We start from the raw sequence: 23479 nt of genomic DNA on the forward strand, positions 1-23479 counted from the left end.
GCTCATCCCTCGTACAGCGATTCGACCAGGGCGAGCTTGCCGCCGCGCACTTCGATCACATGCGCCGGCAGACGCGCGGCGCCGTCCGGGAAGAACCAGGTGCGGCCGAGCACGCCCTCGAAGTTCCACGATTCCATACTGAGCATCTGGTCACGGATGGCGATGCGTTCCGCGGCACGCTTGCCGGGCTCGCCCGTCACCTTGGCGCGGCGCATCGCCTCGGCGTAGATGTGCACGATGTCGAAGGCGGCGGCATCGGTGTGGTGCGGGCTGTTGCGGGTCATGCCGGCCGCCTTGGTGCCCTCCGCGAAGCGGGCGGTGAAGCGGCGGGTAAGGTCGTTCAGGTCGCTGTAGAAGAAGCTCGGGTAGAGCGTGCCCTCGCCATCCGCGCCGACCTTTTCCGGCAGCGTCGGGTCGGACATCACGCCGCTGCCGATCATGCGGCCCTTGTGGCCCTGGCGGCGCATTTCCTTGAGCACCTTGACCGCCGGCTCGATGGTGCCGCCCAGCGCCACCACGTCGGTCGGGTTGCGCACCAGCTCGGCGATCTGGGAGGAGATGTCGAAGGCCTGGATCGGGTAGCCGACGGTCTTGACCAGCGGCACGCCGGCCTCGCGCAGCGCCGCGGGAATGACGTTCTCGCCCAGGGTCTTGGAGATGAACTCGTCCGTCGCATAGGCGATGGCGGCATTGGAGACGGGCATCCCCTTGTTCTTCATCACCTTCAGCAGCCGGCGGAACTGCGTCATCTCGTCCGACGTGTTGCGGAAGGCGAACTTCATGTTGTCCGTGATGCCCGGCGCGGTGGCCGAGTTGGAGCACTGCACGATGCCCAGCCGCTCGCCCGCCGGAAACGCCACGCGGCATTCGCCGGAGGATGCGGGGCCGAGGATGCAGAGAGCCCCCTCGTCTTCCGCGAAGCGCCGCGCCGCCACCTGCGCCTGGCGCGGGTCGCCCGCCGTGTCGAAGCTCGCGATGCGCAGCTTCTTGCCGTTGACGCCACCGGCCCCGTTGATGTCCGCCAGTGCCATCTCGACGGGAATGCGGTTGGTCACCAGCAGGGATTGCAGCGGGCCGGTGGTGACGGCGGAATGGCCGATCACCAGCTCGTTGGCCTGCGCCGCCGCCGGGGTGCCCAGCGCCGGCATGGCCAGCGCGGCGGCGGTGGCCGCCATCAGATCGCGTCGCTTGATCGCCATGACCCTGATCCTTGCCTGAATGTGTCAGCCGGCGCCGAGATAGGCGCGTTGCAGCCCTTGATCGGCCAGCAGCGACGCCGCGCTGCCGGCCATCACCATGCGCCCGAGTTCCAGAACATATCCACGCGCCGCGATGGCCAGCGTCTTGCGGGTGTTCTGCTCGACCAGCAGCACGCCCATGCCGCCCGCGTTCAGCTCGCTGAGAAGAGCAAAGACGCGGTCGACCAACAGCGGGCTGAGGCCGAGCGAGGGCTCGTCCAGCATCATCAGCCGGGGCTTGGCCAGCATGGCGCGGCCGATCGCCAGCATCTGCTGCTCGCCGCCCGACAGCACCGCCGCCGGCATGTCGCGCCGCGCGGCGAGGTTGGAAAAGCGGTCGTAGATGCCGTCGATCTCGCGCGGCAGCGTCGCGCGGTCGGCGCGCAGCCCGGCCCCCAGCAGCAGGTTCTCGTGGATGGTCATGCCGACCAGGATGCGCCGCCCTTCCGGCACCAGCACCAGCCCGTCGCGGATGCGCGCGGGCACGCCCGCGCCGGTGATCTCGGCACCCTGAAAGCGGATGCTGCCGGCGGCAGGCCGGACGGTGCCGAGGATGGCCTTGAGCAACGACGACTTGCCCGCCCCGTTGGCGCCGAGTACGGCGACGATCTCGCCCTCCGCCACATTCAGCGTGGCGCCGGCCACCGCGTGGGTGCGACCGTAGCGGACGTCCAGGCCTTCCACCTCAAGCAGCATCGGCGGCGGCCCCCGTGCCCAGATAGGCTTCCAGCACCTGCGGGTCGCGCTGCACCTCCTCGGGCCGCCCCTCGGCGATCTTCTGGCCGAAGTTGAGGACGACAACGCGTTCGCAAAGGCGGCGAACGAACCCCATGTCGTGCTCCACCACCAGCAGGGCGGTGCCGTTCGCGGTCATCTTCTCGATATGCGCCACCAGCTCCTCCCGCTCGGTCGGGTTCAGGCCGGCGGCGGGCTCGTCCAGCATCAGCAGCCGGGCGCCGGCGACGGCGGCGCGCACCAGCTCCAGCCGCTTCTGCACGCCATAGGGCAGGTTGTAGACCAGGGCGGCGGCGTAGCGCGCGAGGCCCGCGGCCTCCAGCGCCGCCAGCGCGTCCGCCCGCCAGCGGTTGCGCGGCATCAGGCCCAGTGGCGCGATCTGGTCGTACCAGCGGCGGGCACGCAGGTGCTGGCCGAGCATGATGTTCTCGACCGCCGAAAGGTGGGGCATCAGGCGGATGTTCTGGAAGGAGCGCGCCATCCCGTGCCGCGCGCGCTGCCAGTCCGGCAGGCGGGTGATGTCCGCGCCGTCCATGACGATGCGGCCCGAGGTGACGGGATAAACGCCAGTGATCAGGTTGAAGATCGTGGTCTTGCCCGCGCCGTTGGGGCCGATCAACCCGATGCGCGCCCCGGGGGCCACGGACAGGGAGAAGTCCTGGATCACCTTGAGGCCGCCGAAGGCCTTGTGGACGCCATCCATGCTGAGCAGGTCGGCCATCACGAGGCTGCCTTGCGGCCGAACAGCCGCGCCAAGCCATGCCGCGTCACCACGCCTTCCGGCCGCAGCGCCATGACGGCGATGATCAGCACCGCGAAGATGACGAAGCGCCACTGCTCGCTGCCGCGCAGCGCCTCCGGCAGGATGGAGAAGATGGCGGCGCCGACCAACGGCCCGAAGGCGGTCTGCGTGCCGCCGATCAGCACATACAGCAGCGTGTAGGTGCTGAGCATCAGGTTGAAGTTGGCGACCTCGATGTAGTTGTAGTGGTGGCCGTAGAGCGCGCCCGCCAGCCCGGCGAAGCCGGCGCCGATGGTGAAGGCCATGACCTTTACCCGGCGCACGTTGATGCCGAACAGCGCCGTCGCCTGCTCGTCGTCGTGGATGGAGCGCATCGCCAGCCCGAAGCGGGTGGACAGGATGTAGACCACCAGCAGCACGCCGAGCGCCGCGAGGGCAGCGATCACCGGCATGTCGATAAAGGACGTGACCGGGAAGCCGGCGGCGCCGCCCACGGCTTCCATGTTGATCAGCGCGCCGGCGACGATCTCGCCGAAGGCCAGTGTCGCCAGCACCATGTAGACGCCCTTGGTGCGCAGGATCGGGAAGGCCACCAGGCAACCCATGACGGTGCTGGCCAGCGTGCCCGCCAGCAGGCAGACCGGCAGCGGCAGCGCGTACTGCACGTCCAGATAGGCGGAAACATAGGCGCCGATCGCCATGAAGCCGGCGGCGCCGAGGTTCAGCATGCCGGCGGCGGCCGGCAGGAACACCGCATAGGCCAGCAGGAGGTTGATGGAAAAGACGGCGAGGATACCGGCGACGTAGCCGCTCATGGCTCAGAACTTCCCCTTGCCGACGGAGGGGCGGCCGAACAGCCCCTGCGGGCGGATCAGGATCAAGAGGAACAGCGCGCCCCAGACCGCCAGCTTGATGACCTTGGCGCCGAAGAAGAAGATGGTCAGCACCTCCAGCAGTCCCAGCAAGAGCCCGCCGGCGATGGCGCCCCAAACGTTGCCGAGCCCGCCGACGACCATCGCCGCCATGGCGAAGGAAGAGATCTCGTCGCCCATGATGGGCGAGACCTGCTGGTAGTTCAGCGCGAACAGCACGCCGGCCAGCGCCGACAGCAGCCCCGCCACCACGAAGACCGCCGGGATCAGCTTGGGCAGGTCGATGCCCAGCAGCTGCGCCGTGTCCGGGCTTTCCGCCACGGCGCGCAGCTGGCGACCGAGCGCGCTGGAGCGCAGCAGCACCGTCAGCCCGAACACCAGGGCGAGGGCCAGCGCCAGGGATACGACCTGCGGGATGCTGATCAGCAATCCGCCCAGCCGCATGCTGGTGTCCTGCCAGGGCGAGGGGAAGCTGTGCAGCTCCGCCCCCCACTGGATCTGCACCAGCCCCTGGAACAGGATCAGGAAGCCGATGGAGCTGACAAGAGGAATCGCATGCTCGGTGGCATCGCCGAAGCGGGTGCGCATGTAGCGGTAGGTGAAGCGCTCCACCAGCAGCGAGGCGGCGATGCCGGCCACCAACGCGATCGGCACCGCCGCCCACCAGGGCAGGCCATAGGGGACCATCAGCGCCCAGCTCAGCATGCCGCCCAGCATGAAGAGGCCGGGGATGGAGAAGTTCAGGAAGTTCAGCATGCCGATGACGAAGGTGAAGCTGACCGCGACCAGCGCGTAGAGCCCGCCCAGCATCAGCCCGTTGATGACCTGCTGCAGCAGAATCATGCGATGTGGTCCTGGTGGTTGGCCAGGTACCAGTCCGCGATCTCCTCGCGCGTCGCCCACCAGACGCCCTCGAAGCCCTTGGCATAGTCGATGAAGTCGCGCAGCGCGCGAATACGGAAGGGCTGGCCGATGACATGCGGGTGCAGGCCGATGTTCATCAGCCGGCCGCTGGACTCGCCCTCGCGGTACAGCTCGTCGAACTGTTCACGGAACACCCGGAAGGCGCCGTCGGCATCCTTGCCCTGGCGCAGGAAGACCGTGAAGTCGTTGACCTCAGAAGTATAGGGGATCGAAACCAGCGGCCAGCCGCATTCGGTGCGGATCAGGTAGGGCTGGTCGTCGTTCAGCAGGTCGGTTAGGAAGGACAGCCCCTCCTCCGCCAGGATGTCGGCGGTGTTGGGCGTGCTGCGCAGCGAGGAGGAGAGCCAGCCGCGCGCCTTGCGGCCCACCACCTCCTCGTACACGCGCAGCGTGTCGCGGATCACCTGCCGCTCGGCCGCGATGTCGAACTGGTAGTTGGACAGCAGGTCGGTCTGCACATAGTTGTGCGCCACAAGCTCCCAGCCGCGGTCCACCGCGTGCCGCACCACCTCGCGCCGCTCCAGGCCCATCTTGGCGTTCATGGTGCAGGAGGTCGGCACGCCCGCGCGCTCGAAGGCCTCGAACATCCGCCACACGCCGACGCGGTGGCCGTATTCCCGCCACGTCCAGTTCGGGTTGTCGTAGACGTTGCCGGGCAGCGTGTCGGTGATGATGGAGGGGCCGCCCGGGTAGAAGGGCTTCTCCGTGTCCTTGGTGGGGTCCCAGTATTCCAGGTTGGTGGTCAGCATCAGCGCGATGCGTGCCCCACCCGGCCAGCGGAGCGGCTTGCGGCTCGGCATCGGCACGAAATCGTACTGCACCCGGATCACCTCCTGCGCCCTGCGATCCCTCCATTGTGTACAGTTCGTGACGCGGGGCCAGCCAAAAATCCGCAGTTCCGCGTTTTTTACAGTTACAGCACTGGGTATTGCCGGCTTAATAGGCGGCGGATGCTCCTGTTGTGTACAATCTAACCCTCCTGCTCCGCCGCCTCCGCCATCAGCGCGGTCGGGCGCGTGGCATTGAGATGCGCGCTGACGGCATAGCCGGCCCATTCGGCGTTGCCGGTGGCCAGGGCCTCGATAATGTCGCGGTGCTGGCCGTTGGAGCGCGACAGGTTGATCCATTCCTGCATGCGGTACTGCTTCAGGAGCACCAGCGGCACCTGAAAGGCCCAGCCCAGCATGCCTTCCAGCCGGCGCGACCGCGCGGCACGCACCATGGTGACGTGGAACTCCGCGTTCAGCGCATGGAAGCGCGCCACCACCTGCTCCGGCGTGCCCTGGATCGCCTCCATCCGGTCCGCGAGGCCGCGCAGCGCGTCGAGTTCACCCTGCGTGATGCGGGTGGCCGCGCGTCGTGCCGCGAAGCCCTCCAGCGCCGCGCGCAGCTGGTACACCTCCAGCAGATCGTCCGTGGTGATCTCGGCCACGAAGGTGCCGCGGTTGCGCTCGCTTTCCACCAGCCCGTCCGCCAGCAGGCGGCGCAAGGCGTCGCGCACCGGCGTGCGGCTGACGCCGATCTCGGCCGCCAGCGCTTCTTCCCGCAGCGCGGCGCCGGGCGGCACGCTGCCGTCCATGATGCGCGCGCGGATGGTCTGGTAGGCGCGCTCGGCCGCGTTGGACGACATTCTCTTTCCGCCTCGATCAACCCAGGAGGGCTTTAGCATGATGCAGGACCGTGTCGTCATCGTCACCGGCGGCGGCCGTGGCCTCGGCCTCGCGATGGCGGAGGCGCTGCTGGCTGCCGGCGCGCGCGTCACCATCACCGGCGCCCGCGCGGCCGGGGAGCTGCAGGCCGCCGCCGCCCGCTTTCCTGACGACCGGCTGCTGGCGCTGACCGCCGACGTCACCCGCCCGGAAGACTGCGCCCGCACCGCGGCCGCAACGCTGCAGCACTTCGGCGCGCTGCACGCCGTGGTCAACAACGCCGGGCGCGGCATGCGCCTGGTCAGCGAGCGCTTCACCACCGACCCGGTGCCCTTCTGGACCGTGCCGCCGGACATCTGGGCCAGCATCATCGACATCAATCTCAACGGCGCCTTCAACATGGCCGCCGCCGCCATGCCCCACCTGCTGGCGCAGCGGGACGGGCGCATCGTCAACGTGTCCACCAGCGACCAGACCATGGTGCGCCGCGGCTACGCCCCCTACGGCCCCAGCAAGGCGGGGCTGGAAGCCGCCTCCCGCTGCTGGGCGCAGGACGTGGAAGGCACGGGCGTGACGGTGAACGTGCTGCTGCCGGGCGGCGCGGCGAATACCGAGCTGTTGCCCGGCGGCGCCGACCGGCGCGGCGCCGATGGCAACCTGCTGGACCCGGCGCTGATGGGCCCGCCCGCCGTGTGGCTCTGTTCGGCGGCCTCGGCGGCGGTGAATGGCGGGCGCTTCATCGCGCGGCTGTGGGACGCGGCGGCACCGGAGGCGGCGCGCAGCCCCGGCGTGGCGAAGCCGGCGATCATGTGAAAGGCCGGGGGAAGGAATTCCCCCGAACCCCCATCGTCTTTCTGCCTGCTGGCGCCGCCGGCCGGCAGGCACGACCCCGAACGGGCAAAAAGAAGATGGGGGCCTGGGGAAATTCCTTTCCCCAGCCTACCCTCCCCGCCAACAACCGTCCGGGAGCCCTCCATCCATGAATGCCATCACCGCCGCCCGTTCCTTTCTGTTTGTCCCTGGCGACCGGCCGGAACGCTTCGGCAAGGCGCTGGCCGCCGGCGCAGACCAGGTGATCCTGGACCTGGAGGACGCCGTCGCCCTGGCGCGCAAGGACGCGGCGCGGGACGCCATCGCCGCCTGGTTGCCCCAGGCCGAACGGCCCGTGCTGCTGCGGGTGAACGCCGCCGACAGCCCGCATTTCATGGCCGACCTGGCGCTCTGCGCGCAGGCCAATGTCTGCGGCATCGTGCTGCCCAAGGCCGAGGCGCCGGAAGCCCTGGCGGAAGCGCGCCGCGCGGCGCCGCATGCCGCGCTGCTGCCGCTGATCGAGAGCGCGCGCGGCCTGCGGGCGGCCGAGGCGCTGGCCGCGGCGCCGGGCGTGGCGCGGCTGGTGTTCGGCTCGGTGGACTTCCAGCTCGACCTCGGCATCCCGGAGGAAGGCGCGCCGCTGGCGATGTTCCGCTCCGCGCTGGTGTATGCCTCGCGGCTCGGCGGCGCCGCGGCACCGGTGGATGGCGTGACCGTGGCGCTGGACGACGCGGCGCAGCTGGAGGCGGACACGGCGCGGGCGCGGGCCTTCGGCTTCGGGGCAAAGCTGTGCATCCATCCGCGCCAGGTGGCCGCCGTCAACGCCGGCTTCGCGCCCGGCGAGCGGGAGATCGCCTGGGCGCGGCGCATCATGGCGGCGGTGGAAGCCGGCGCCGACAGCGCCGCGCTCGCGGTAGATGGCGAGCTGGTGGACCGCCCGGTGATCCTGAAGGCGCAGGCGATCCTGGAGCGCGCGGCCTAGCCGGGGCCGAACAGCGGGCGGAAGTCCTCGCCCTCGCGGCGGATGCGGGTGCAGCCGCAGCGGCGGAAATGCGCGGGCACCAGCACCGTGCCGTCCTCCGCCGCGCAGTGCAGCAGGGTCCGGCGGGTTTCCGCCGCTTCCTCCGGGTCGGTGCAGAAGGCGCTGGACCAGTCGGGGCGCAGGATCTGCACCGGCGAATGGATGGCGTCGCCGCAGAAGATGGCGCGCGCGCCCGCGCGTTCCAGCCACAGCCCCATCTGCCCCACCGTGTGGCCGGGCAGCGGCTTCAGCGTCAGGCCGGGCGCCAGCTCGTATCCATCCGCCACCGCGTCCACCACGCCGGCGTCCAGCAGCGGCTGCACGCTGTCGGCGAAGGCACCGTGGCTGACGCCGGGCTCGGCGGCGGCGCGCGCCTGCCAGTATTGCAGCTCCCGCCGCCCCACCAGGTAGCGGGCGCGGGGAAAGGTCGGCACCCAGCGGCCGTCCCGCAGGCGGGTGTTCCAGCCCACGTGGTCGGCGTGCAGGTGGGTGCACAGCACCACGTCCACCGCTTCCGGCGGCACGCCCAGCGCGTCCAGAAAGCCACTGGCCGCGCGGCGGTGCCAGTGCGGGTGGGCCGGGCGCTCCTTGTGCTCGCCCACGCAGGTGTCCACCAGCACGGTCAGCCCCGGCAGCCGCAGCAGCAGCGCCTGCATGCCCAGCAGCAGGTCGCCACGCGCGAAGTCCATGTGGTCGGGCTCCAGCAGCGCCCGGTGGGGCAGCAGCTCGCCGAGGTCGCGCCCCGGCATGATGCGCGCGGCCGGCAGGGGAAAGACATCCATGTCGAGCACGAGGTCGACGCGGACGTCGCCAAGGGTGAAGTGCATGTGGCCGTCTCCTTGCCCGGAGGAGTGAAGCATGGAAGCGGGTGGGAAAGAATCCCCCCGCTATTCGGCGCGGATGCCGTTGGCCCGGATCACCTCGCCCCAGCGCTGCGTTTCCGAGCGCACCTGCTCCGCCATGCGGGCGGTGCCGCCGCCCAGCGGCACCACGCCGGCGCCCTGCATCCGCTCCCGCACCTCGGGCCGCCGCAGGGCCTCGTCGAAGGCGGCGTTCAGCGCCTCGGCCACCGCCGGCGGCGTGCGCGGCGGCGCCAGAAAGCCGAACCAGCTGTCGATCACCACGCCGGGCGCGCCGGCCTCGGCGAAGGTCGGCAGGTCGGGCAGCTCCGGCAGGCGCCCGGCCGCCAGGGTGGCGACCGGCTGCACCGCGCCCGCGCGGATCTGCGGCAGGATGGACGGCAGGTTGTCGAAGAACACGTCCACCGTGCCGGCGACGAGGTCCGTGATGGCGGGGCCGCTGCCGCGATACGGCACATGCACCCAGTCCAGCCCGAAGCGCGTGCGCAGCAGCTCCGGCCCCAGGTGGTTGGAGGCGCCGACGCCGGACGAGGCGAAGGTGACGGTACCAGGCTTGGCGCGCACCAGCGCGATCACCTCCGGCAGGGTGCGGGCGGGAAAGCCGCGGCGCGTGACCATGACGTTGCGCACCGCGCCGGTCAGGATCACGGGCACGAAGCCGTCCAGCTCGTAGCCCGGCTGCGCGTAGAGCGAGGGGTTGGCGCCGCAGGGGCCAAAGGCGCATTGCACCAGCACGGAGCCGTCCGCAGCGCCGCGCTGCGCCTCGCCCATGCCGATGTTGCCGTTGGCGCCGGCGCGGTTGTCCACCACGGCGCCGCGCGGCAGCCGGGTCGAGACGGCCTCCGCCAGCAGGCGCGCCACGATGTCGCCGGTGCCGCCCGGGGGCGAGGGGACGATGATGCGCAGCGGCCGGTCCGGCAGCTGCGCCCGGGCGGGCGGCGGGAAGGCGAGCAGGCAAAGGCCGAGCATGGCCAGGATGTGTCGCATGGAACGCGGCTTTCCTGTAATTTCCCGGGGCCGGCGGTCCGCTTGGCGCGGCTTCCGCCAGGCCCCGTCGGCAGCCTAAAGCCATGCCGCGCCGGGCGACAGCGGCGGCGGCCGGACGCGGATTCCCGTTGACGCCCGGCAGGGGAAAGGTGGATGCTTCTCCTTGTCCATGCACGGCATGCGGGAGAGCGCGGTTCCGGCCGCCGCCGACGGAGCAACCCCCCGGGAAACTCTCAGGCACCAGGGACCGCATGCCGGGGACGATCTGGAGAGAGGCGCCTCGCGCGCCCACCGAAGGGGATGCCGGCGGCAGCGCCGGTCACGCTCTCAGGTAACAGGACAGATGGGGGCGGAACGGCACGGGCCGTGCCGCAAACCCTTGCCTGGAGCCCGTCATGAGCACGGTCGCCATCATCGGAGCCGGCATCACCGGCGTCACCACCGCCTATGCGCTGCTGGAGCGCGGGCATTCCGTCATCGTGCTGGACCGCCACCGCTACGCCGCGATGGAAACCTCCTTCGCCAACGGCGGCCAGCTTTCGGCCAGCAACGCCGAGGTGTGGAACAGCGTGTCCACCATCGCCAAGGGCATGAAGTGGATGCTGCGGCGGGACGCGCCGCTGCTGCTGAACCCGCGCCCCGGGCTGCACAAATACGGCTGGCTGGGCGAGTTCGTCGGCCGCATCCCGCAGTACCGCGACAACACCATCGCCACCACGCGGCTGGCCATCGCGGCGCGGGCGCAGCTGTTCGGCATCGCCGAGCGCGAGAACATCGACTTCGACCTGCGCCGGCGCGGCATTCTGCACGTCTACCGCGACAAGGCGGGCTTCGATGCCGCCGCCCGCGTCAACGGCCTGCTGCGCGAAGGCGGCCTCGACCGCGCGGCCGTGACGCCGGAGGAGATGCGCGGGATCGAGCCGGCGCTGGGCGGGCAGTGGCACGGCGGCTTCTTCACGCCGTCCGACTCCACGGGCGACATCCACAAGTTCACCCGCGGGCTGGCCGAGGCCTGCCAGCGCCGCGGCGCGCGCTTTCTGCTGGACGCCGAGGTGACGGGCATCGCCCACCAGCAGGGCGGGCTCCGCATCGACTGGCGCCCCGCCGGCGGCCCGCAGGGCGCGGGCGAGGTGCTGGCGGTGGACCAGGTGGTGATCTGCGCCGGCGTGGCCAGCCGCCGCTTCGCCGCCATGCTGGGGGACCGGGTCAACGTCTACCCGGTGAAGGGCTATTCCATCACGGTGCAGCTGGACGATGCTGGAAGCCGGCAGGCGGCGCCACAGGTCAGCCTGCTGGACGATGCCACCAAGATCGTCACCAGCCGCCTGGGCGAGGACCGCTTCCGCGTCGCCGGCACCGCCGAGTTCAACGGCGAAAACCGCGACATCCGCGCCGACCGGGTGAAGCCGCTGGTGGACTGGGTGCAGCAGTTGTTCCCCGGCGTGTCCACCGCGCGCGTGGTGCCCTGGGCCGGACTGCGCCCGATGACGCCCAACCTGATGCCGCGCGTCGGCGCCGGCAGCCGCCCGGGCGTGTTCTACAACACCGGGCACGGCCACCTGGGCTGGACGCTGTCGGCCGCCACCGCGCAGATGGCGGCGGATGCGGTGGATGCGGCGGCCGGCACCGGCCTGCGGGCCGCCGCCTAGCGGCCCCTGGGGGCCCCTGGGGGCCGCGCTGCCGCCTCAGTGCAGCGGCGCGGCCTTCAGGAAGCTTTGCCGGTCGCCGGACGTGACGCTGACCTCGAAGCGGTCGTCCTCGCGCTCCAGCGTCAGGGGAATGCTGGCGCCGGCATCGCCCACCGCCCAAAGGGCACGGAAAAAGGCGGCGATGTCGCTCACCGGCGTTTCGTCCACCGCCAGCACCACGTCGCCCTTGCGCAACCCGGCCCGCGCCGCCGGACCGCGCGGCGTGACGCCCACCAGCACCACCTGCCCTTCGTCCGAGCTGGCGGACACGCCCAGCCACGGGCGCGGCGGGCGGGCCGGGCGGCCCAGCGTCAGCATCTCGTCCAGGATGGGCGCCAGCAGGTCCACCGGCACGCTCATGTTCAGCACCCGCACGCGGCCATCGCCGGGGTCGTGACCCAGCTGGATGGAACCGATGCCCACCACCTCGCCCGCCGGGTTGAGCAGCGCGGCGCCACCCCACAGCGGGTGCGCCGGGGCGGTGTAGAGCGCCTCGTCCAGCACGTATTCCCAGTAGCCGGTGAATTCCTGGCGCGACACCACCCGCGCCGCCAGCGCCCCGGCGCGGCCGCCGGCGCCGGCGAACACCACCTGGGCGCCCACCGGCACCTCGGAGGAGCGGCCGAGCGGCAGCGCCGGGACGCCCAGCGAGCCCAGCGCCTGCACCAGCCCGAAGCCGGTCACCTGGTCGTAGCCCAGCACATGGCCGGCCACCACGCGGCCCGTGGCGGTGGTCAGCCAGATCTCCTGCGCCTCGGTCACCAGGTAGCCGATGGTCAGCAGCAGGCCGCTGTCACGGATCAGCACGGCATTGCCCAGCCGCTCCGTGCCCAGGGTGCCGGCGGTGAAGGCGTCCTCCGGCACCCTGGCATGCAGGGTCACGACGGCAGAGAGCGCCTGGTCCAGGTCGTAGGCATAGTCCTCGGGCCGCGGGCGCAGGGGCTCCGGAACCCGGTCCTCGTCGTCTGCTGCTGCCATGGCCTTGCCTCCTGTCCTGCCTGTCGTCGCGGTCGCAGCCGGGGTAACGCCCGGCGGCGGCCTCCGGTGGCACGCCGGCCGCTATCGGGCTTCCGGGACGGCCAGCGCCTCCGGCCGCGCCGGGCGGTCGCGCCGCGCCATGGCGCGGGCGACCACGTAGAAGACCGGCGTGAAGACCAGCCCGAAGCCGGTCACGCCCAGCATGCCGGCGAACACCGCGGTGCCGAGGCTTTGCCGCATCTCCGCCCCCGCGCCCGTCGCGATGGCCAGCGGCAGCACGCCCAGGATAAAGGCCAGCGAGGTCATCAGAATCGGCCGCAGCCGGGTGCGCGCCGCCGCTTCCGCCGCCTGCCAGCGGGTCATGCCCTCGCTTTCCGCGTGGCGGGCGAACTCGACGATCAGGATGGCGTTCTTGGCCGCCAGCCCGATCAGCACCACCAGACCCACCTGCACCAGCACGTTGTTGTCGAGGCCCCGCCACACCACGCCGGCCAGCGCCGCCAGCACGGACATCGGCGCGATCAGCACCACCGCCAGCGGCAAGAGCCAGCTTTCGTACAGCGCCGCCAGCAGCAGGATAACAAAGATGACCGCCAGCCCGAAGGCGATCGGCGCCGTGTTGCCCTGGCTGGTTTCCTGCAACGCGATCTCGGTCCACTCAAAGCCGTAGCCGGGCGGCAGCTTGTCGCGCAGCAGGCGCTCCATGGCCGCGATCGCCTGGCCGGTGGACACGCCGGGGGCGGCGGCGCCCTGTACCTCGGCGGCGGGGTAGAGGTTGTAGCGCGGCACGCGGTAGGCGGCGGTATCGGCTTCCAGCGTCGCCAGCGCGCCGATCGGCACCATGTCGCCCGCCATGTTGCGGGTCCGCAGCAGCTCGACATCGCGCGGCGTCAGGCGCGCGGTTTCCTCCGCCTGCGCCGTGACGCGGAAGGTGCGGCCGAGGATGTTGAAGTCGTTGACAAAGGCCGAGCCCAGGTAGGTGGACAGCGTTTCCGACACGCGCGACAGCGGCACGCCCAGCATCTCCGCCTTGGTGCGGTCCACCTCGGCCCGCAGCGTCGGCGTGCGGGTGTTGAACAGCGTGAAGGCCATGGCGATCTCGGTCTGCCCGTTGGCGGCGGCGACGATGGAGTTCGTCACCTCCTCCAGCGCGCGGGCGCCGCGGTCACTGCGGTCCTGCACGAACAGCTTGAAGCCGCCGCCGGTGCCGATGCCCGAAACCGAGGGCGGCGGGATGACCAGCGCCAGCGCCTCGCGCTGCTGCATCAGCTTGGCCTGCACGGCCTGGGTGATGCCCCCGAAGCTCAGCCCCGCCGCCGCCCGCGCCTCGAAGGAGGCGAGGTTGACGAAGATCACGCCGGAATTGGGCGCGTTGGTGAAGGTGGCGCCGTCGAAGCCGGTGAAGGCGATGGAATTGGCGACGCCGGGGACGGATAGCACGTCCTTGGTCGCCTGCTGGATCACCGCGTCGGTGCGCGCGAAGGAGGCGCCGGGCGGCAGCTGGAAGGCGGCGATCAGGTAGCCGCGGTCCAGCGGCGGGATCAGCCCGGTGGGCGTGGTCATGACGTTGCGCCCGGTCAGCGCCAGCAGCCCGCCGAACAGCAGCAGCAGGATCACCGGCAGCCGCACCAGCCGCCGCGTCATGCTGCCGTAGCCCGACGACATGCGGTCGAACAGCCGGTTGAAGCCGCCGAAGAAGGCGCGGAACGGTGCGCCGGCCCAGCGGCGCCAGCCGGTGGGCGCCGCATGCGCGTGCGGCCGCAGCAGCAGGGCGGCGAGCGCGGGCGACAGCGTCAGCGACACCAGCGCCGACAGCAGGGTCGCCACCGCGATGGTGACGGCGAACTGGCGGTAGAAGGCGCCGGACAGCCCCTCGATAAAGGCAGTGGGCACGAACACGGCGCAGAGCACCAGCGCGATGGCCAAGAGCGCGAAACCCACCTCGTCCATGGTGCGCCGCGTGGCGGCCACGGGGTCCATGCCGGCGGCCATGTGGCGCTCGACGTTCTCCACCACCACGATGGCGTCGTCGACGACGATGCCGATGGCCAGGATCAGGCCGAACATCGACAGGCTGTTCAGCGAGATGCCGAGCGCCGCCATGAAGGCCAGCGTGCCGATGATGGACACCGGGATGGCCGCCAGCGGGATGATGGAAGCGCGCCAGGACTGCAGAAACAGGATCACCACCAGCACGACGAGCACGATGGCCTCGACGAAGGTGTGCACCACCGCCTCCATCGACTGCTCGATGAACAGGGTGGTGTCGTAGACGGCGTGGTACTCGATGCCGGGCGGGAAGTCCTGCTTGAGCTGTTCCAGCGTGGCGCGCAGCGCCTGGGCGGTGGCCAGGGCGTTGGAGCCGGGCTGCTGGAACACCGGCATGGCCACCGCGCGATCGGCGTCCAGATATGCACTGAGCGAATAGTCCTGCGCGCCCAGCTCCACCCGCGCCACGTCGCGCAGCCGCAGCGCCGCGCCGTCCGCGTTGGTGGACACCACGATGTCGGCGAATTCGTCCACGCTGCGCAGCCGGCCCAGCGCCTGGATGTTGAGCTGGAAGGCACCGTTGGAGGCGCCGGTCGGCGGGTGGTTCAGCCCGCCGGCGGCCACCTGCACGTTGGCGCGGCGGAGCGCGTCCACCACCTCGCCCGGCGTCAGCCCGCGCTCGGCCACCTTGGCGGGGTCGAGCCAGACGCGCATGGCGTAGTCGCGCGCGCCGAAGACCTGCACGTCGCCGATGCCATCGAGGCGCGCGATGCGATCCTTGACGTTCAGCATCACGTAGTTGGACAGGTACTGCTCGTCCCGGGAGCCGTCCGGCGAAGTGAAGTGCACCACCATCATGATGTCGGGCGAGGCCTTGCGGACGGTGATGCCGAGCCGGCGCACCTCCTCCGGCAGCCGCGCCTCGGCCACCGCCATGCGGTTCTGCACCAGCACCTGGGCCTGATCCACGTCCACGCCCTGGCGGAACACGACGTTGACGGACAGCCGCCCGTCGCCGGTGGCCTGCGAGGTCACGTAGAGCATGCCCTCGACGCCGTTGATCTCCTGCTCGATGGGGGCGGCCACCGTTTCGGCGATCACGGCGGCGGACGCGCCGGGATAGGTGGCGGCGATGGTCACGGTCGGCGGCGCGATCTCGGGGTATTCGCTGATCGGCAGGCGCAGGCCGGCGATGATGCCGACCAGCACGATGGCGATGGAGATGACCGAGGCGAAGACCGGCCGCGAGATGAAGAACTGGGCGAAGCGCATGGCCCTGCCCTCACTGCGCGGCGGCGAGGCGGGGGGCGGCGATCGGCCGCACCTCCGCCGTCACGCGCGCGCCGGGCCGGGCGAGGTGCAGCCCGGCGGTGATCACCTGGTCGTTCGGCAGCAGCCCGCCGCGCACCACGCGCAAGCCATCCACCACGGGGCCGAGGGTGACGGGCTTGGCCCGCACGGTGCCGTCGGCCGCCACCGTCATCACCACCCGCGCAGCCTGGTCGGCGGCGATGGCGGCATCCGGCACCAGGAGCACGTCGCCCTCCCCGGCGCGGAGCTGCAGCCGGGCGAAGCTGCCAGGGACCAGCAGCAGGTCGGGGTTGCTGACCGTGGCCCGCGCCCGGACCGTGCCGGAGCGGCGGTCGAGCGCCGTGTCCAGGAAGTCCAGCCTGCCTTCGCGGTCCCAGCCGGCCTCGTCGGCCAGGCGCAGCCGCACCGGCTCGCCGGCGGCATCCGTGCCGGGGCGGGCGCCGCCGCGGCGCTGGAAGCGCAAAAGGTCGGCCTCGCTGAGGTCGAAGCCCGCATAGATCGGGTCCAGCGCCAGGATGGTGGTCAGCAGGGTTTCGCCCGCCTGCACCAGGTTGCCGGCATCCACCCGGCGGTCGGACACGCGGCCGGGATGCGGCGCGCGCACCTCGGTCCAGCTGCGCTCCAGCTCGGCCTGCCGCAGCCGGGCGCGCGCCTCGGCAATGCCGGCCTCGGCGTCGCGCTGCGCGGCGCGGCGCGTGTCGAGCTGCGACTGCGGGGCGTAGCGGTCGCGCACCAGCGAGTTGGTGCGCTCGATCTCGCTGCGCGCCAGCTCCTGCTTGGCTTCGGCGCGCGCCACGTCGGCCCGCGCGGTTTCCACCGCGATGTCAAAGGGCCGGCGGTCGATGGTGAACAGCAGGTCGCCGGCCTGGACCAGCTGGCCGTCGCGGAAATGCACGCGCTCCACCTGGCCCGAGATGCGGGGGCGCAGCGCCACCCGGGCGGAGGGCTCGAGCCGTGCCACATGCTCCTCCCATTCCGTCACGTGCCGCTGCACCGGCTCGGACACGGTGACGGTGGGCGGCGCGGGCTGGGCGGCAAGCGGCAGCGCGGGAAGCATGGCAGCAAAGGCGAGAAGGATCTTGCGGGAAGCGGTTGGCATGGCCAATCTCCGGGGTGGCCGGATGGTACCGACCGGTTCGTACCATTGATACGAACCGGTCGGTCACATTGCAACCATCCATGGAGCGATGCTCTACGTTCCGTGATCAAGGAGACACAGCGTGAAGGATGCCCCCACCGGCACCGGACCCCGCCTCACCGCCGCGCAGCGACTGCGCGAAGTGGCGCGCGACCTGTTCTACAAGCAGGGCATCCGCGCCACGGGGGTGGAGGAGCTGTGCCGCGTGGCCGGCACCACCAAGATCAGCCTGTACCGGGCTTTTCCGTCCAAGGACGAGCTGGTGGCCGCCATCCTGCGTGACGACTGCGTCCAGGAAGCAGGCTGGTACGAGCAGGCGATGGGCAACGGCCTGCCGCCGCGCGAACGCCCCGCCGCCTTTCTGGCCGCGGCGGTCCTGGAGCTGCGCACACCGGGCTTTCGCGGCTGTTCCCTCGGCCTCGCCATCGCCGAGCTGCCCGACCCCGAGCACCCGGCCCGCCAGGTGGCGGACGCCTACAAGCGCAAGATGCGCGATGACCTGCGGCGGATTTGCGCGGAAGCCGGCGTGGCGAACCCGGACACGCTGGGAGATGCCCTGATGATGCTGACCGAGGGCGCCTTTTCCTCGGCCGCCTATCTTGGAGCCGAGCAGGCGGCCGCGTCGCTGGAGCGGGCCGGCGGCGCCTTGCTGGCGCAAGCCGACATCGAAGTGCCTCCGAAACCCTGAGCTTCGTGCACTGGCCGGCGCCCGTGGCGCCGCCGGATACCGCCCCGGCCTGCACCACAGCGGCGCTGCAGCGCGATCCTATGACTCAGGGGCCCGGCAGCCTGGACCCGCATGGTCCCGCCAACCGGCCGCCGCCGCCCCTTCAGGCGGCCAATGCCACGAACACGTCGCGCGGGTCGCGCGTGCCGTTGGCGGACACCTGCGCCGCCGGCTGCTGACCGGAAGATGACGACATCATCCGGGCCACCGCCATCAGCGCATCCCGGTGGCTCGGGTCCTTGATGGTCATGAACATTTCCAGGAACGCCGCGAAGTCCTGCGTCGCGATGCTGGCCGGGTTCACCGCCACGGGCGGCTGCTCGGATGCCGTGGCCGCGTTCAGCAGCACATCGGGGCGGATGCCCAGCGCGTTTGCGATGGCCACCAGGCGGCCGGTCGTCACGCCGGTGGTGCCCACCTCGTAGCGATGCAGCTGCACGCCCGTCACGCCGATGCGTGCCGCGACCTGCTTGAGCGTCAGCCCCGAAAGACGGCGCTGGTAGCGGATTTCCTTGCCAAGGGCGGCAGATGTGTGGTTCATCGCAACGAGCCTTCCAATTTTTGAGATGTTTTAACGTTCTCTGTCAGCTTTAACGATCGCTTTCTTGTTGGTCCTCTAAAGCCTTAATTCCTGCAAACCTATTAACTTAAACGTGATTCAAGGCCTTTCTGACAGAAACGTTTAGCTTCCCGCGTAATTGCTGCGCTGCCGTTTGAAGGCTGATCACACGCATAGGTTGTATCTCCGTTTAAAGGCTGGCCGGGGGTTAGCTGCCGACCGGCAGCAGCGACGTTCGGCGTGCCACGTGCCGCCGATTCTGCCTGCGCCCTCATGCAAAGCCGGTGGATCTCGTCCGCCCATGTCCACGGGGGCCAGAAGCAGGTTCCTCGCGGCCTCGCGAGGCGGGGCCAAGCTGAGGATGCCAGCCGCGCTTGGCGGCACAGCCCATCACGGGCGCACCGCCGCGCCGGACGCCGATGCAGCAGCCAGCCACAGCATGGCACCCTGGAACGGTTGCCGCGCCACCCGCCACGCGGGCGGGCGGCGCCTGCCCCTAGGCATCCGGCGCCAGGGCCTGCACAGTGTCGGTGAGCATCCGGAGCCGCCCGATGAACGAACCGCACGTGCATCTGTTCTACGACGATGGGCACGGCTGCCTGCGCCGCTTCGGCACCGCGCCCTTGTCATCATACGGGGGCACGGTGCCGGCTGTCGGGGATCTGATCGTCGAGCCGGGCGTTGCCAGGGGCCTGGACCGTCACGACGCCGCCAACCGCATCGTGCACACGGTCGTCGCCCGCTACTTCATTTCCGGCGAAGCGGCCCACGTTCACCTGGTGATCGAGGACCGGCCCGGCACGCGGCTGGAACGCGAAATCCTGGGCGATTGAACGCTCCCGGGCGGGCGCCGGTCCCGGAACCAGCCTCAAACCATCCGGCAGACAGAGGGACGGGCACCGTGGCCCTGCCGCGCCGCAGGCGGCGGCGACGGCCGGCCAGCGGAGCCCGGCATGGCGCCGCCGCGGTGTCCGCCGGCGGCGGGTGACGCCGCGTGCCGGTTTGGGCAGACTGCCGTTTTGACCGGTTCGCAAAGAAGCCGGCGAGGAGATCTGTCCATGCTGACCCGACGCCACCTCGGCCGCCGCACCGGCACGCTCGCCCTCGCGGCCGCCGGCCTTTCCCTTTCGCGCCCGGCCCTGGCCGCCTTTCCCGACCGGCCGATCACAGTCATCGTGCCCTTCGCCCCCGGCGGTGCCAACGACCTCGCAGGCCGCCTGCTGGCGGACCGCATGCGGCCGCTGCTGACCGCCGAGGGCCGCGCCCTGGTGGAGAACCGCCCAGGCGGCGGCAGCGCCATCGGCGCGGATTACGTGCGCCGCGCGCGGCCGGACGGCTACACGCTGCTGGTGGGCTCCGCCTCCACCCTGGCGGTGGCACCCGCCTCCGGCGCCAGCGCCGCGCGCTACCACCCGACGGAGGACTTCACGCCCATCACCCTGGTCGGCACCAGCCCGCTGGGCGTGGTGGTGCCGGCGCAATCCGGCGTCACCACCCTGCAGCAACTGGTGGACCGGCTGCGGGCCGAGCCGGGGCGGATCGCCTATGCCAGCTCCGGCGTCGGCGGGGTGGCGCATCTGGGCGCGGACTACTTGGCGAACTTGGCCGGCACCAGCGCGCAGCACATCCCCTATCGCGGCGGCTCTCAAACCGCCGAGTCGCTGATCAAGGGCGAAACGCTCTACGCCGTGGACCAGCTTGGTTCCGTGGTCGGCCAGGTGCGCGACGGCACGTTGCGGCTGCTGGCCGTCACCACCCGCCGGCGCGACCCCAACTTCCCTGACGTGCCGACGGTGGCCGAGGCCGTGCTGCCCGACTACGAGCTGACCACCTGGACGGTGATGGCCGGCCCCCGGGACATGCCAGGCGATGTCACGGACGCGCTCAGCCGGGCCGCCAACGCGGCGCTGGCCGAGCCGCGCGTGCGCGAGCGGCTGGAAAGCACCGGCACCACCCCCGTCGCGGACAGCACCCCCGCCTCCACCCGCGCCTTTCTGGACCGCGAGTTCGCGCTGTACCGCAACATCGTCCAGCGCATCGGCCTGAAGCTGGACTGATCCGCCCTTCCGTCACCAACCGCCAGGGAAACCATGCATGCCCGTGACCATGATCCGCGCGTCTCACGTGATCGCCTTTCAGGATGGCGGCCACCGCCACCTGCGCGATGGCGTGGTGGTGTATGACGGCGACACCATCCGCCATGTCGGCCACAGCTACGACGGGCCGGTGGACGAGGTGATCGAGGCGCCGGACCGCGTGGTCACGCCGGGCTTCATCAACACCCATGCGCATCTCTCGGAATCGCCGCTGGACAAGAGCTTCGTGGAGGACCGCGGCCCGCGGCAGTTCTACCTGTCCGGCCTGTTCGAGTTCCTGTCCGCGCGCGACGGCGCCATCACGGAAGCGGCGCGGCGCGCCTCCATCGCCTATTCCATGCCGGAGCTGCTGCGCACCGGCACCACCACCATCATGGAGATCGGCGGCCATGGCGACGTGGTGGCCGAGCATGCCGCGCGCTGCGGCATCCGCGCCTATATCGGCCAGGGCTACCGCTCCGGCCGCTGGTTCACGCCGGACGGCCGCGTGGTGAACTACGAATGGGCGGAGGACGACGGCGCCGCCGCCTTTGACGCCGCGGTGCGCTTCATCGAGCGCGTGGACGGGCGGGAAAACGGCCGCATCAAGGGCTTTCTCACGCCCATGCAGGTGGACACCTGTTCCGAGGCCCTGTTGCGCCGCTCGGCCGACGCGGCGCGCGACATGCGGGTGCCGCTGGCGCTGCATGTCTCGCAATCGGTGCCCGAGTTCATCGAGATGACGCACCGCAACGGCTGCACGCCGATCGAGTGGCTGCAATCCATCGGCTTTCTGTCGGAGCGCTGCATCCTCGGCCATTGCATCATTCCCGGCGAAAGCAGCTGGGCCAACTACCATGCCGACGACATCGGCATTCTAGCCGACACGGGCGCCAACGTGGCGCATGCGGTGTGGGTGTTCGCGCGGCGCGGCATCGCCATGGAAAGCTTCGCGCGCTACCAGCGGCGCGGCGTCAACATGACCATCGCCACGGACACCTGCCCGCAGAGCATGATCGAGGCCATGCGCTGGACCTCCGTGGTGTCCAAGATCGCCGACCGGCGCACGCAGGTCGCCACGGCGGCGGACGTGTTCAACGCCGCCACGCTGAACGGCGCCAAGGCGCTGGGGCGGGACGACCTCGGCCGCATCGCGCCCGGCGCCAAGGCGGACCTGCTGATCTGGCGGGGCGACAGCCTGTTCATGACGCCGCTGCGCGACCCGGTCCGCAACCTGGTGTTTTCCGCCACCGCCGAGGACCTGCAGTGCTCCATCATCGACGGCCGCGTGGTGATGCGGGACGGCGTGGTGCCGGGCTACGACCTGGTGGAGCTCGGCCGCGCCGTGCAACAGGGCGCGGAAGCGATGTGGGCCGGCATGCAAAGCCGCGACTGGGCGGGGCGCGACATCGAGCAGCTGTCCCCGTCCAGCTTTCCCGCCTTCACGGGCTGAGATACGCCGACCGGGGTTCATGGCAGGATGGCGGCGAATCGATCGGGGGTTTGCCGCATGCCTGTTCCTCAACCCGCCCGGCGCGCGGTGGCGCGCCTGCTGCTCGCCGCCGCCCTCGGCGCCGGCCTGTCTGCGGCGCCCGCCGCCGCGCAGGCGCCGGCGCAGACCCTGCGGGTGGTGCTGATCAACGACCTGACGGCCATCGACCCGGTGCTGTCCCAGGCCGCCTTCGCGCGCAACCACGGCTTCTTTGTCTACGACCAGCTCTTCGCCTTCGACAGCGCGGGCCAGGCGCGGCCGCAGATGGTGGACAGTCACACCGTATCGGCCGACGGCATGCGCCACAGCTTCACGCTGCGCGATGGATTGGCGTTCCATGACGGCCAGCCGGTGCGCGCAGCGGATGCGGTGGCCTCCATCCGGCGCTGGGGGCAACGCGACATCGTCGGCCGCGCCCTCGCCGCCGCGACGGCATCCCTGGAGGTGGTGGACGACAGGACCTTCACCCTGGTGCTGTCGCGCCCCTTTGCACTGGTGGCGGAAGCCCTGGCGCGCCCCACCGGCAGCGCGCTGTTCGTGATGCCCGAGCGCATCGCGGCCACGCCCGCCAATGTCGCGATCACCGACCCCACCGGCTCCGGCCCCTTCACCTTCGACACCCGCGAATGGCGCGCGGGGGACCGCGCCGTGTACCGCCGCAACCCCGCCTACCGCCCGCGCGCCGAGGCCGCCGACGGGCTGGCCGGCGGCAAGGTGGTGAAGGTGGACACCGTGGAATGGCTGGCGATGCCGGACCCGGCCACCGCCGCCGCGGCGCTGCAGAACGGCGAGATCGACTTCATCGAGCAGCCGGCGCCCGACGTGGTGCCGACGCTGGAGCGCAACCGCCAGGTGCGGACCATGGCCTACAACCCCGTGGGCTTCCAGGTGTGGCTGCGGCTGAATCACACCCAGCCGCCCTTCAACGACCCCCGCGCGCGCCAGGCCCTGCTGCACGTCATCAACCAGCAGGACGTGCTGGACGCCATGGGCGTGCGGCCGTCCGAGCAGGTGGCCAACTGCCCGGCCTTTTTCTTCTGCGGCACGCCGCTGGAAAGCCGTGCCGGCGCCACCGGCCTGGGCCAGCCGGATCTGGCACGGGCGCGCAGCCTGCTGCGCGAAGCCGGCTACAACGGCGGCAAGGTGGTGTTCCTGAACGCCACGGACAGCCCCTTGAACAACGCCTCCACCCTGGTGATCGCCGATGCCATGCAGCGCGCCGGGCTGAACATGGACGTGCCCGCCATGGACTGGGGCACGCTGACGCAGCGCCGCAACCGGCGCGAGGCACCGGATGCCGGCGGCTGGAACCTGTTTGTCACGGTGGCCAACGTGCTGGACGGGCAGAATCCGCTGACCAACCAGTACCTCGCAAGCCCCGGTGACACCGCGCCGGCCGGCTGGCCGCGGGACGAGCAGCTGGAAGCCCTGCGCCGCGCCTGGTGGGAGGAAGGCGACGCGGACAAGCGGCAGGCCTTGCTGGACCGCGTGCAGGCCCGCGCCTTCGAGGTGCTGCCCTATATCCCCGCCGCGCAGTTCCGCACGCTGTCCGCCTATCGCGCCAATGTGGAAGGGCTGCGCCCCACCACCGTGCCGGTGTTCTGGGGCGTATCCAAGCGATAGCGCGCGCCGGCCCGGGCGGCGCGCCATAGGCACGCGCTGTGGCTCCATAAGATTTGCGAAA

At 71.0% G+C, this 23479-nt stretch carries 21 protein-coding genes and 2 riboswitches; of the genes, 8 read left to right on the forward strand and 13 right to left on the reverse strand.

Translation table 11 applies throughout. The features are described 5' to 3' along the window. Window positions 1-2: 2 nt before the first annotated feature. The 7 genes from IAI59_RS02590 to IAI59_RS02620 all read right to left on the reverse strand — a co-directional run bounded on the left by IAI59_RS02590 (window position 3) and on the right by IAI59_RS02620 (window position 6141). The gene (locus tag IAI59_RS02590; RefSeq protein ID WP_207417971.1) at window positions 3-1199 is read right to left on the reverse strand and encodes an ABC transporter substrate-binding protein; all 1197 of its coding nucleotides are present in this window, start codon (window positions 1197-1199) and stop codon (window positions 3-5) included. Between the two features lie 24 nt (window positions 1200-1223). Next, on the reverse strand, window positions 1224-1934 hold the full coding sequence (locus tag IAI59_RS02595) for an ABC transporter ATP-binding protein (RefSeq protein ID WP_207417973.1): 711 nt from the start codon (window positions 1932-1934) through the stop codon (window positions 1224-1226). Then, a complete protein-coding gene (locus IAI59_RS02600) occupies window positions 1924-2694 on the reverse strand; it encodes an ABC transporter ATP-binding protein (RefSeq protein WP_207417974.1) in 771 nt (256 codons plus the stop codon). Before IAI59_RS02600 ends, IAI59_RS02595 begins: the two co-directional genes overlap by 11 nt. Further along, window positions 2694-3530 (reverse strand): branched-chain amino acid ABC transporter permease, encoded by an 837-nt coding sequence (locus tag IAI59_RS02605; RefSeq protein ID WP_207417975.1) that lies wholly within the window; start codon window positions 3528-3530, stop codon window positions 2694-2696. The genes IAI59_RS02600 and IAI59_RS02605 overlap by 1 nt, the downstream gene beginning before the upstream one ends. A 3-nt stretch (window positions 3531-3533) precedes the next feature. Next, entirely contained in the window at window positions 3534-4430 is an 897-nt protein-coding gene (locus IAI59_RS02610; protein ID WP_207417976.1) for a branched-chain amino acid ABC transporter permease, read from the reverse strand. Continuing rightward, entirely contained in the window at window positions 4427-5332 is a 906-nt protein-coding gene (locus IAI59_RS02615) for a polysaccharide deacetylase family protein (RefSeq protein WP_207417977.1), read from the reverse strand. The genes IAI59_RS02610 and IAI59_RS02615 overlap by 4 nt, the downstream gene beginning before the upstream one ends. Before the next feature lie 149 nt (window positions 5333-5481). Then, window positions 5482-6141 (reverse strand): GntR family transcriptional regulator, encoded by a 660-nt coding sequence (locus IAI59_RS02620; RefSeq protein ID WP_207417978.1) that lies wholly within the window; start codon window positions 6139-6141, stop codon window positions 5482-5484. Between the two features lie 37 nt (window positions 6142-6178). Between IAI59_RS02620 and IAI59_RS02625 the strand changes: the two genes are divergently transcribed. Then, window positions 6179-6973: an SDR family NAD(P)-dependent oxidoreductase gene (locus IAI59_RS02625; RefSeq protein ID WP_207417980.1), complete on the forward strand. Its 795-nt coding sequence runs from the start codon at window positions 6179-6181 to the stop codon at window positions 6971-6973. Window positions 6974-7139: 166 nt separating this feature from the next. Next, the gene (locus tag IAI59_RS02630) at window positions 7140-7952 is read left to right on the forward strand and encodes an HpcH/HpaI aldolase/citrate lyase family protein (protein ID WP_207417981.1); all 813 of its coding nucleotides are present in this window, start codon (window positions 7140-7142) and stop codon (window positions 7950-7952) included. Here the strand turns inward: IAI59_RS02630 and IAI59_RS02635 are convergent. Both IAI59_RS02635 and IAI59_RS02640 read right to left on the reverse strand, forming a co-directional pair. Next, window positions 7949-8818, reverse strand: coding sequence for an MBL fold metallo-hydrolase (locus IAI59_RS02635; RefSeq protein WP_207417982.1), 870 nt, complete (start codon window positions 8816-8818; stop codon window positions 7949-7951). The genes IAI59_RS02630 and IAI59_RS02635 overlap by 4 nt on opposite strands. A gap of 60 nt (window positions 8819-8878) precedes the next feature. Beyond that, window positions 8879-9838, reverse strand: coding sequence for a Bug family tripartite tricarboxylate transporter substrate binding protein (locus IAI59_RS02640; RefSeq protein WP_207417983.1), 960 nt, complete (start codon window positions 9836-9838; stop codon window positions 8879-8881). A 171-nt stretch (window positions 9839-10009) separates the two neighbouring features. Then, window positions 10010-10098, forward strand: a riboswitch (glycine riboswitch). A gap of 3 nt (window positions 10099-10101) precedes the next feature. Further along, window positions 10102-10183, forward strand: a riboswitch (glycine riboswitch). Between the two features lie 50 nt (window positions 10184-10233). On the opposite strand from IAI59_RS02640, the gene IAI59_RS02645 reads away from it, so the two are divergent. Next, entirely contained in the window at window positions 10234-11487 is a 1254-nt protein-coding gene (locus IAI59_RS02645; RefSeq protein ID WP_207417984.1) for a D-amino acid dehydrogenase, read from the forward strand. Window positions 11488-11523: 36 nt separating this feature from the next. Here IAI59_RS02645 and IAI59_RS02650 read toward each other — a convergent pair whose 3' ends face one another. From IAI59_RS02650 to IAI59_RS02660, 3 genes are all read right to left on the reverse strand, one after another. After that, window positions 11524-12504: a S1C family serine protease gene (locus IAI59_RS02650; RefSeq protein WP_207417985.1), complete on the reverse strand. Its 981-nt coding sequence runs from the start codon at window positions 12502-12504 to the stop codon at window positions 11524-11526. 81 nt (window positions 12505-12585) lie between these two features. Next, window positions 12586-15765 (reverse strand): efflux RND transporter permease subunit, encoded by a 3180-nt coding sequence (locus tag IAI59_RS02655; RefSeq protein ID WP_207417986.1) that lies wholly within the window; start codon window positions 15763-15765, stop codon window positions 12586-12588. A gap of 10 nt (window positions 15766-15775) precedes the next feature. Then, the gene (locus IAI59_RS02660) at window positions 15776-16903 is read right to left on the reverse strand and encodes an efflux RND transporter periplasmic adaptor subunit (RefSeq protein ID WP_237180794.1); all 1128 of its coding nucleotides are present in this window, start codon (window positions 16901-16903) and stop codon (window positions 15776-15778) included. 121 nt (window positions 16904-17024) lie between these two features. Between IAI59_RS02660 and IAI59_RS02665 the strand changes: the two genes are divergently transcribed. Then, window positions 17025-17630 (forward strand): TetR/AcrR family transcriptional regulator, encoded by a 606-nt coding sequence (locus IAI59_RS02665; RefSeq protein ID WP_207417988.1) that lies wholly within the window; start codon window positions 17025-17027, stop codon window positions 17628-17630. A gap of 142 nt (window positions 17631-17772) precedes the next feature. Here the strand turns inward: IAI59_RS02665 and IAI59_RS02670 are convergent, their stop codons facing one another. Continuing rightward, window positions 17773-18210 carry a helix-turn-helix domain-containing protein gene (locus IAI59_RS02670; RefSeq protein WP_207417989.1) on the reverse strand — a complete coding sequence of 146 codons (438 nt, stop codon included), beginning with the start codon at window positions 18208-18210 and terminating at the stop codon, window positions 17773-17775. Between the two features lie 569 nt (window positions 18211-18779). Here IAI59_RS02670 and IAI59_RS02675 point away from each other — a divergent pair. The 4 genes from IAI59_RS02675 to IAI59_RS02690 all read left to right on the forward strand — a co-directional run bounded on the left by IAI59_RS02675 (window position 18780) and on the right by IAI59_RS02690 (window position 23418). Beyond that, window positions 18780-19061, forward strand: a complete 282-nt coding sequence (locus IAI59_RS02675) for a hypothetical protein (protein WP_207417990.1) — start codon at window positions 18780-18782, stop codon at window positions 19059-19061. Between the two features lie 225 nt (window positions 19062-19286). After that, window positions 19287-20285 carry a Bug family tripartite tricarboxylate transporter substrate binding protein gene (locus IAI59_RS02680; protein WP_207417992.1) on the forward strand — a complete coding sequence of 333 codons (999 nt, stop codon included), beginning with the start codon at window positions 19287-19289 and terminating at the stop codon, window positions 20283-20285. A 37-nt stretch (window positions 20286-20322) separates the two neighbouring features. Further along, a complete protein-coding gene (locus IAI59_RS02685; protein ID WP_207417994.1) occupies window positions 20323-21756 on the forward strand; it encodes a chlorohydrolase family protein in 1434 nt (477 codons plus the stop codon). 57 nt (window positions 21757-21813) lie between these two features. Further along, window positions 21814-23418 carry an ABC transporter substrate-binding protein gene (locus tag IAI59_RS02690; RefSeq protein ID WP_207417995.1) on the forward strand — a complete coding sequence of 535 codons (1605 nt, stop codon included), beginning with the start codon at window positions 21814-21816 and terminating at the stop codon, window positions 23416-23418. Window positions 23419-23479: the final 61 nt, after the last annotated feature.

The organism is Roseomonas haemaphysalidis, from assembly GCF_017355405.1.
GTDB lineage: Bacteria > Pseudomonadota > Alphaproteobacteria > Acetobacterales > Acetobacteraceae > Pseudoroseomonas > Pseudoroseomonas haemaphysalidis.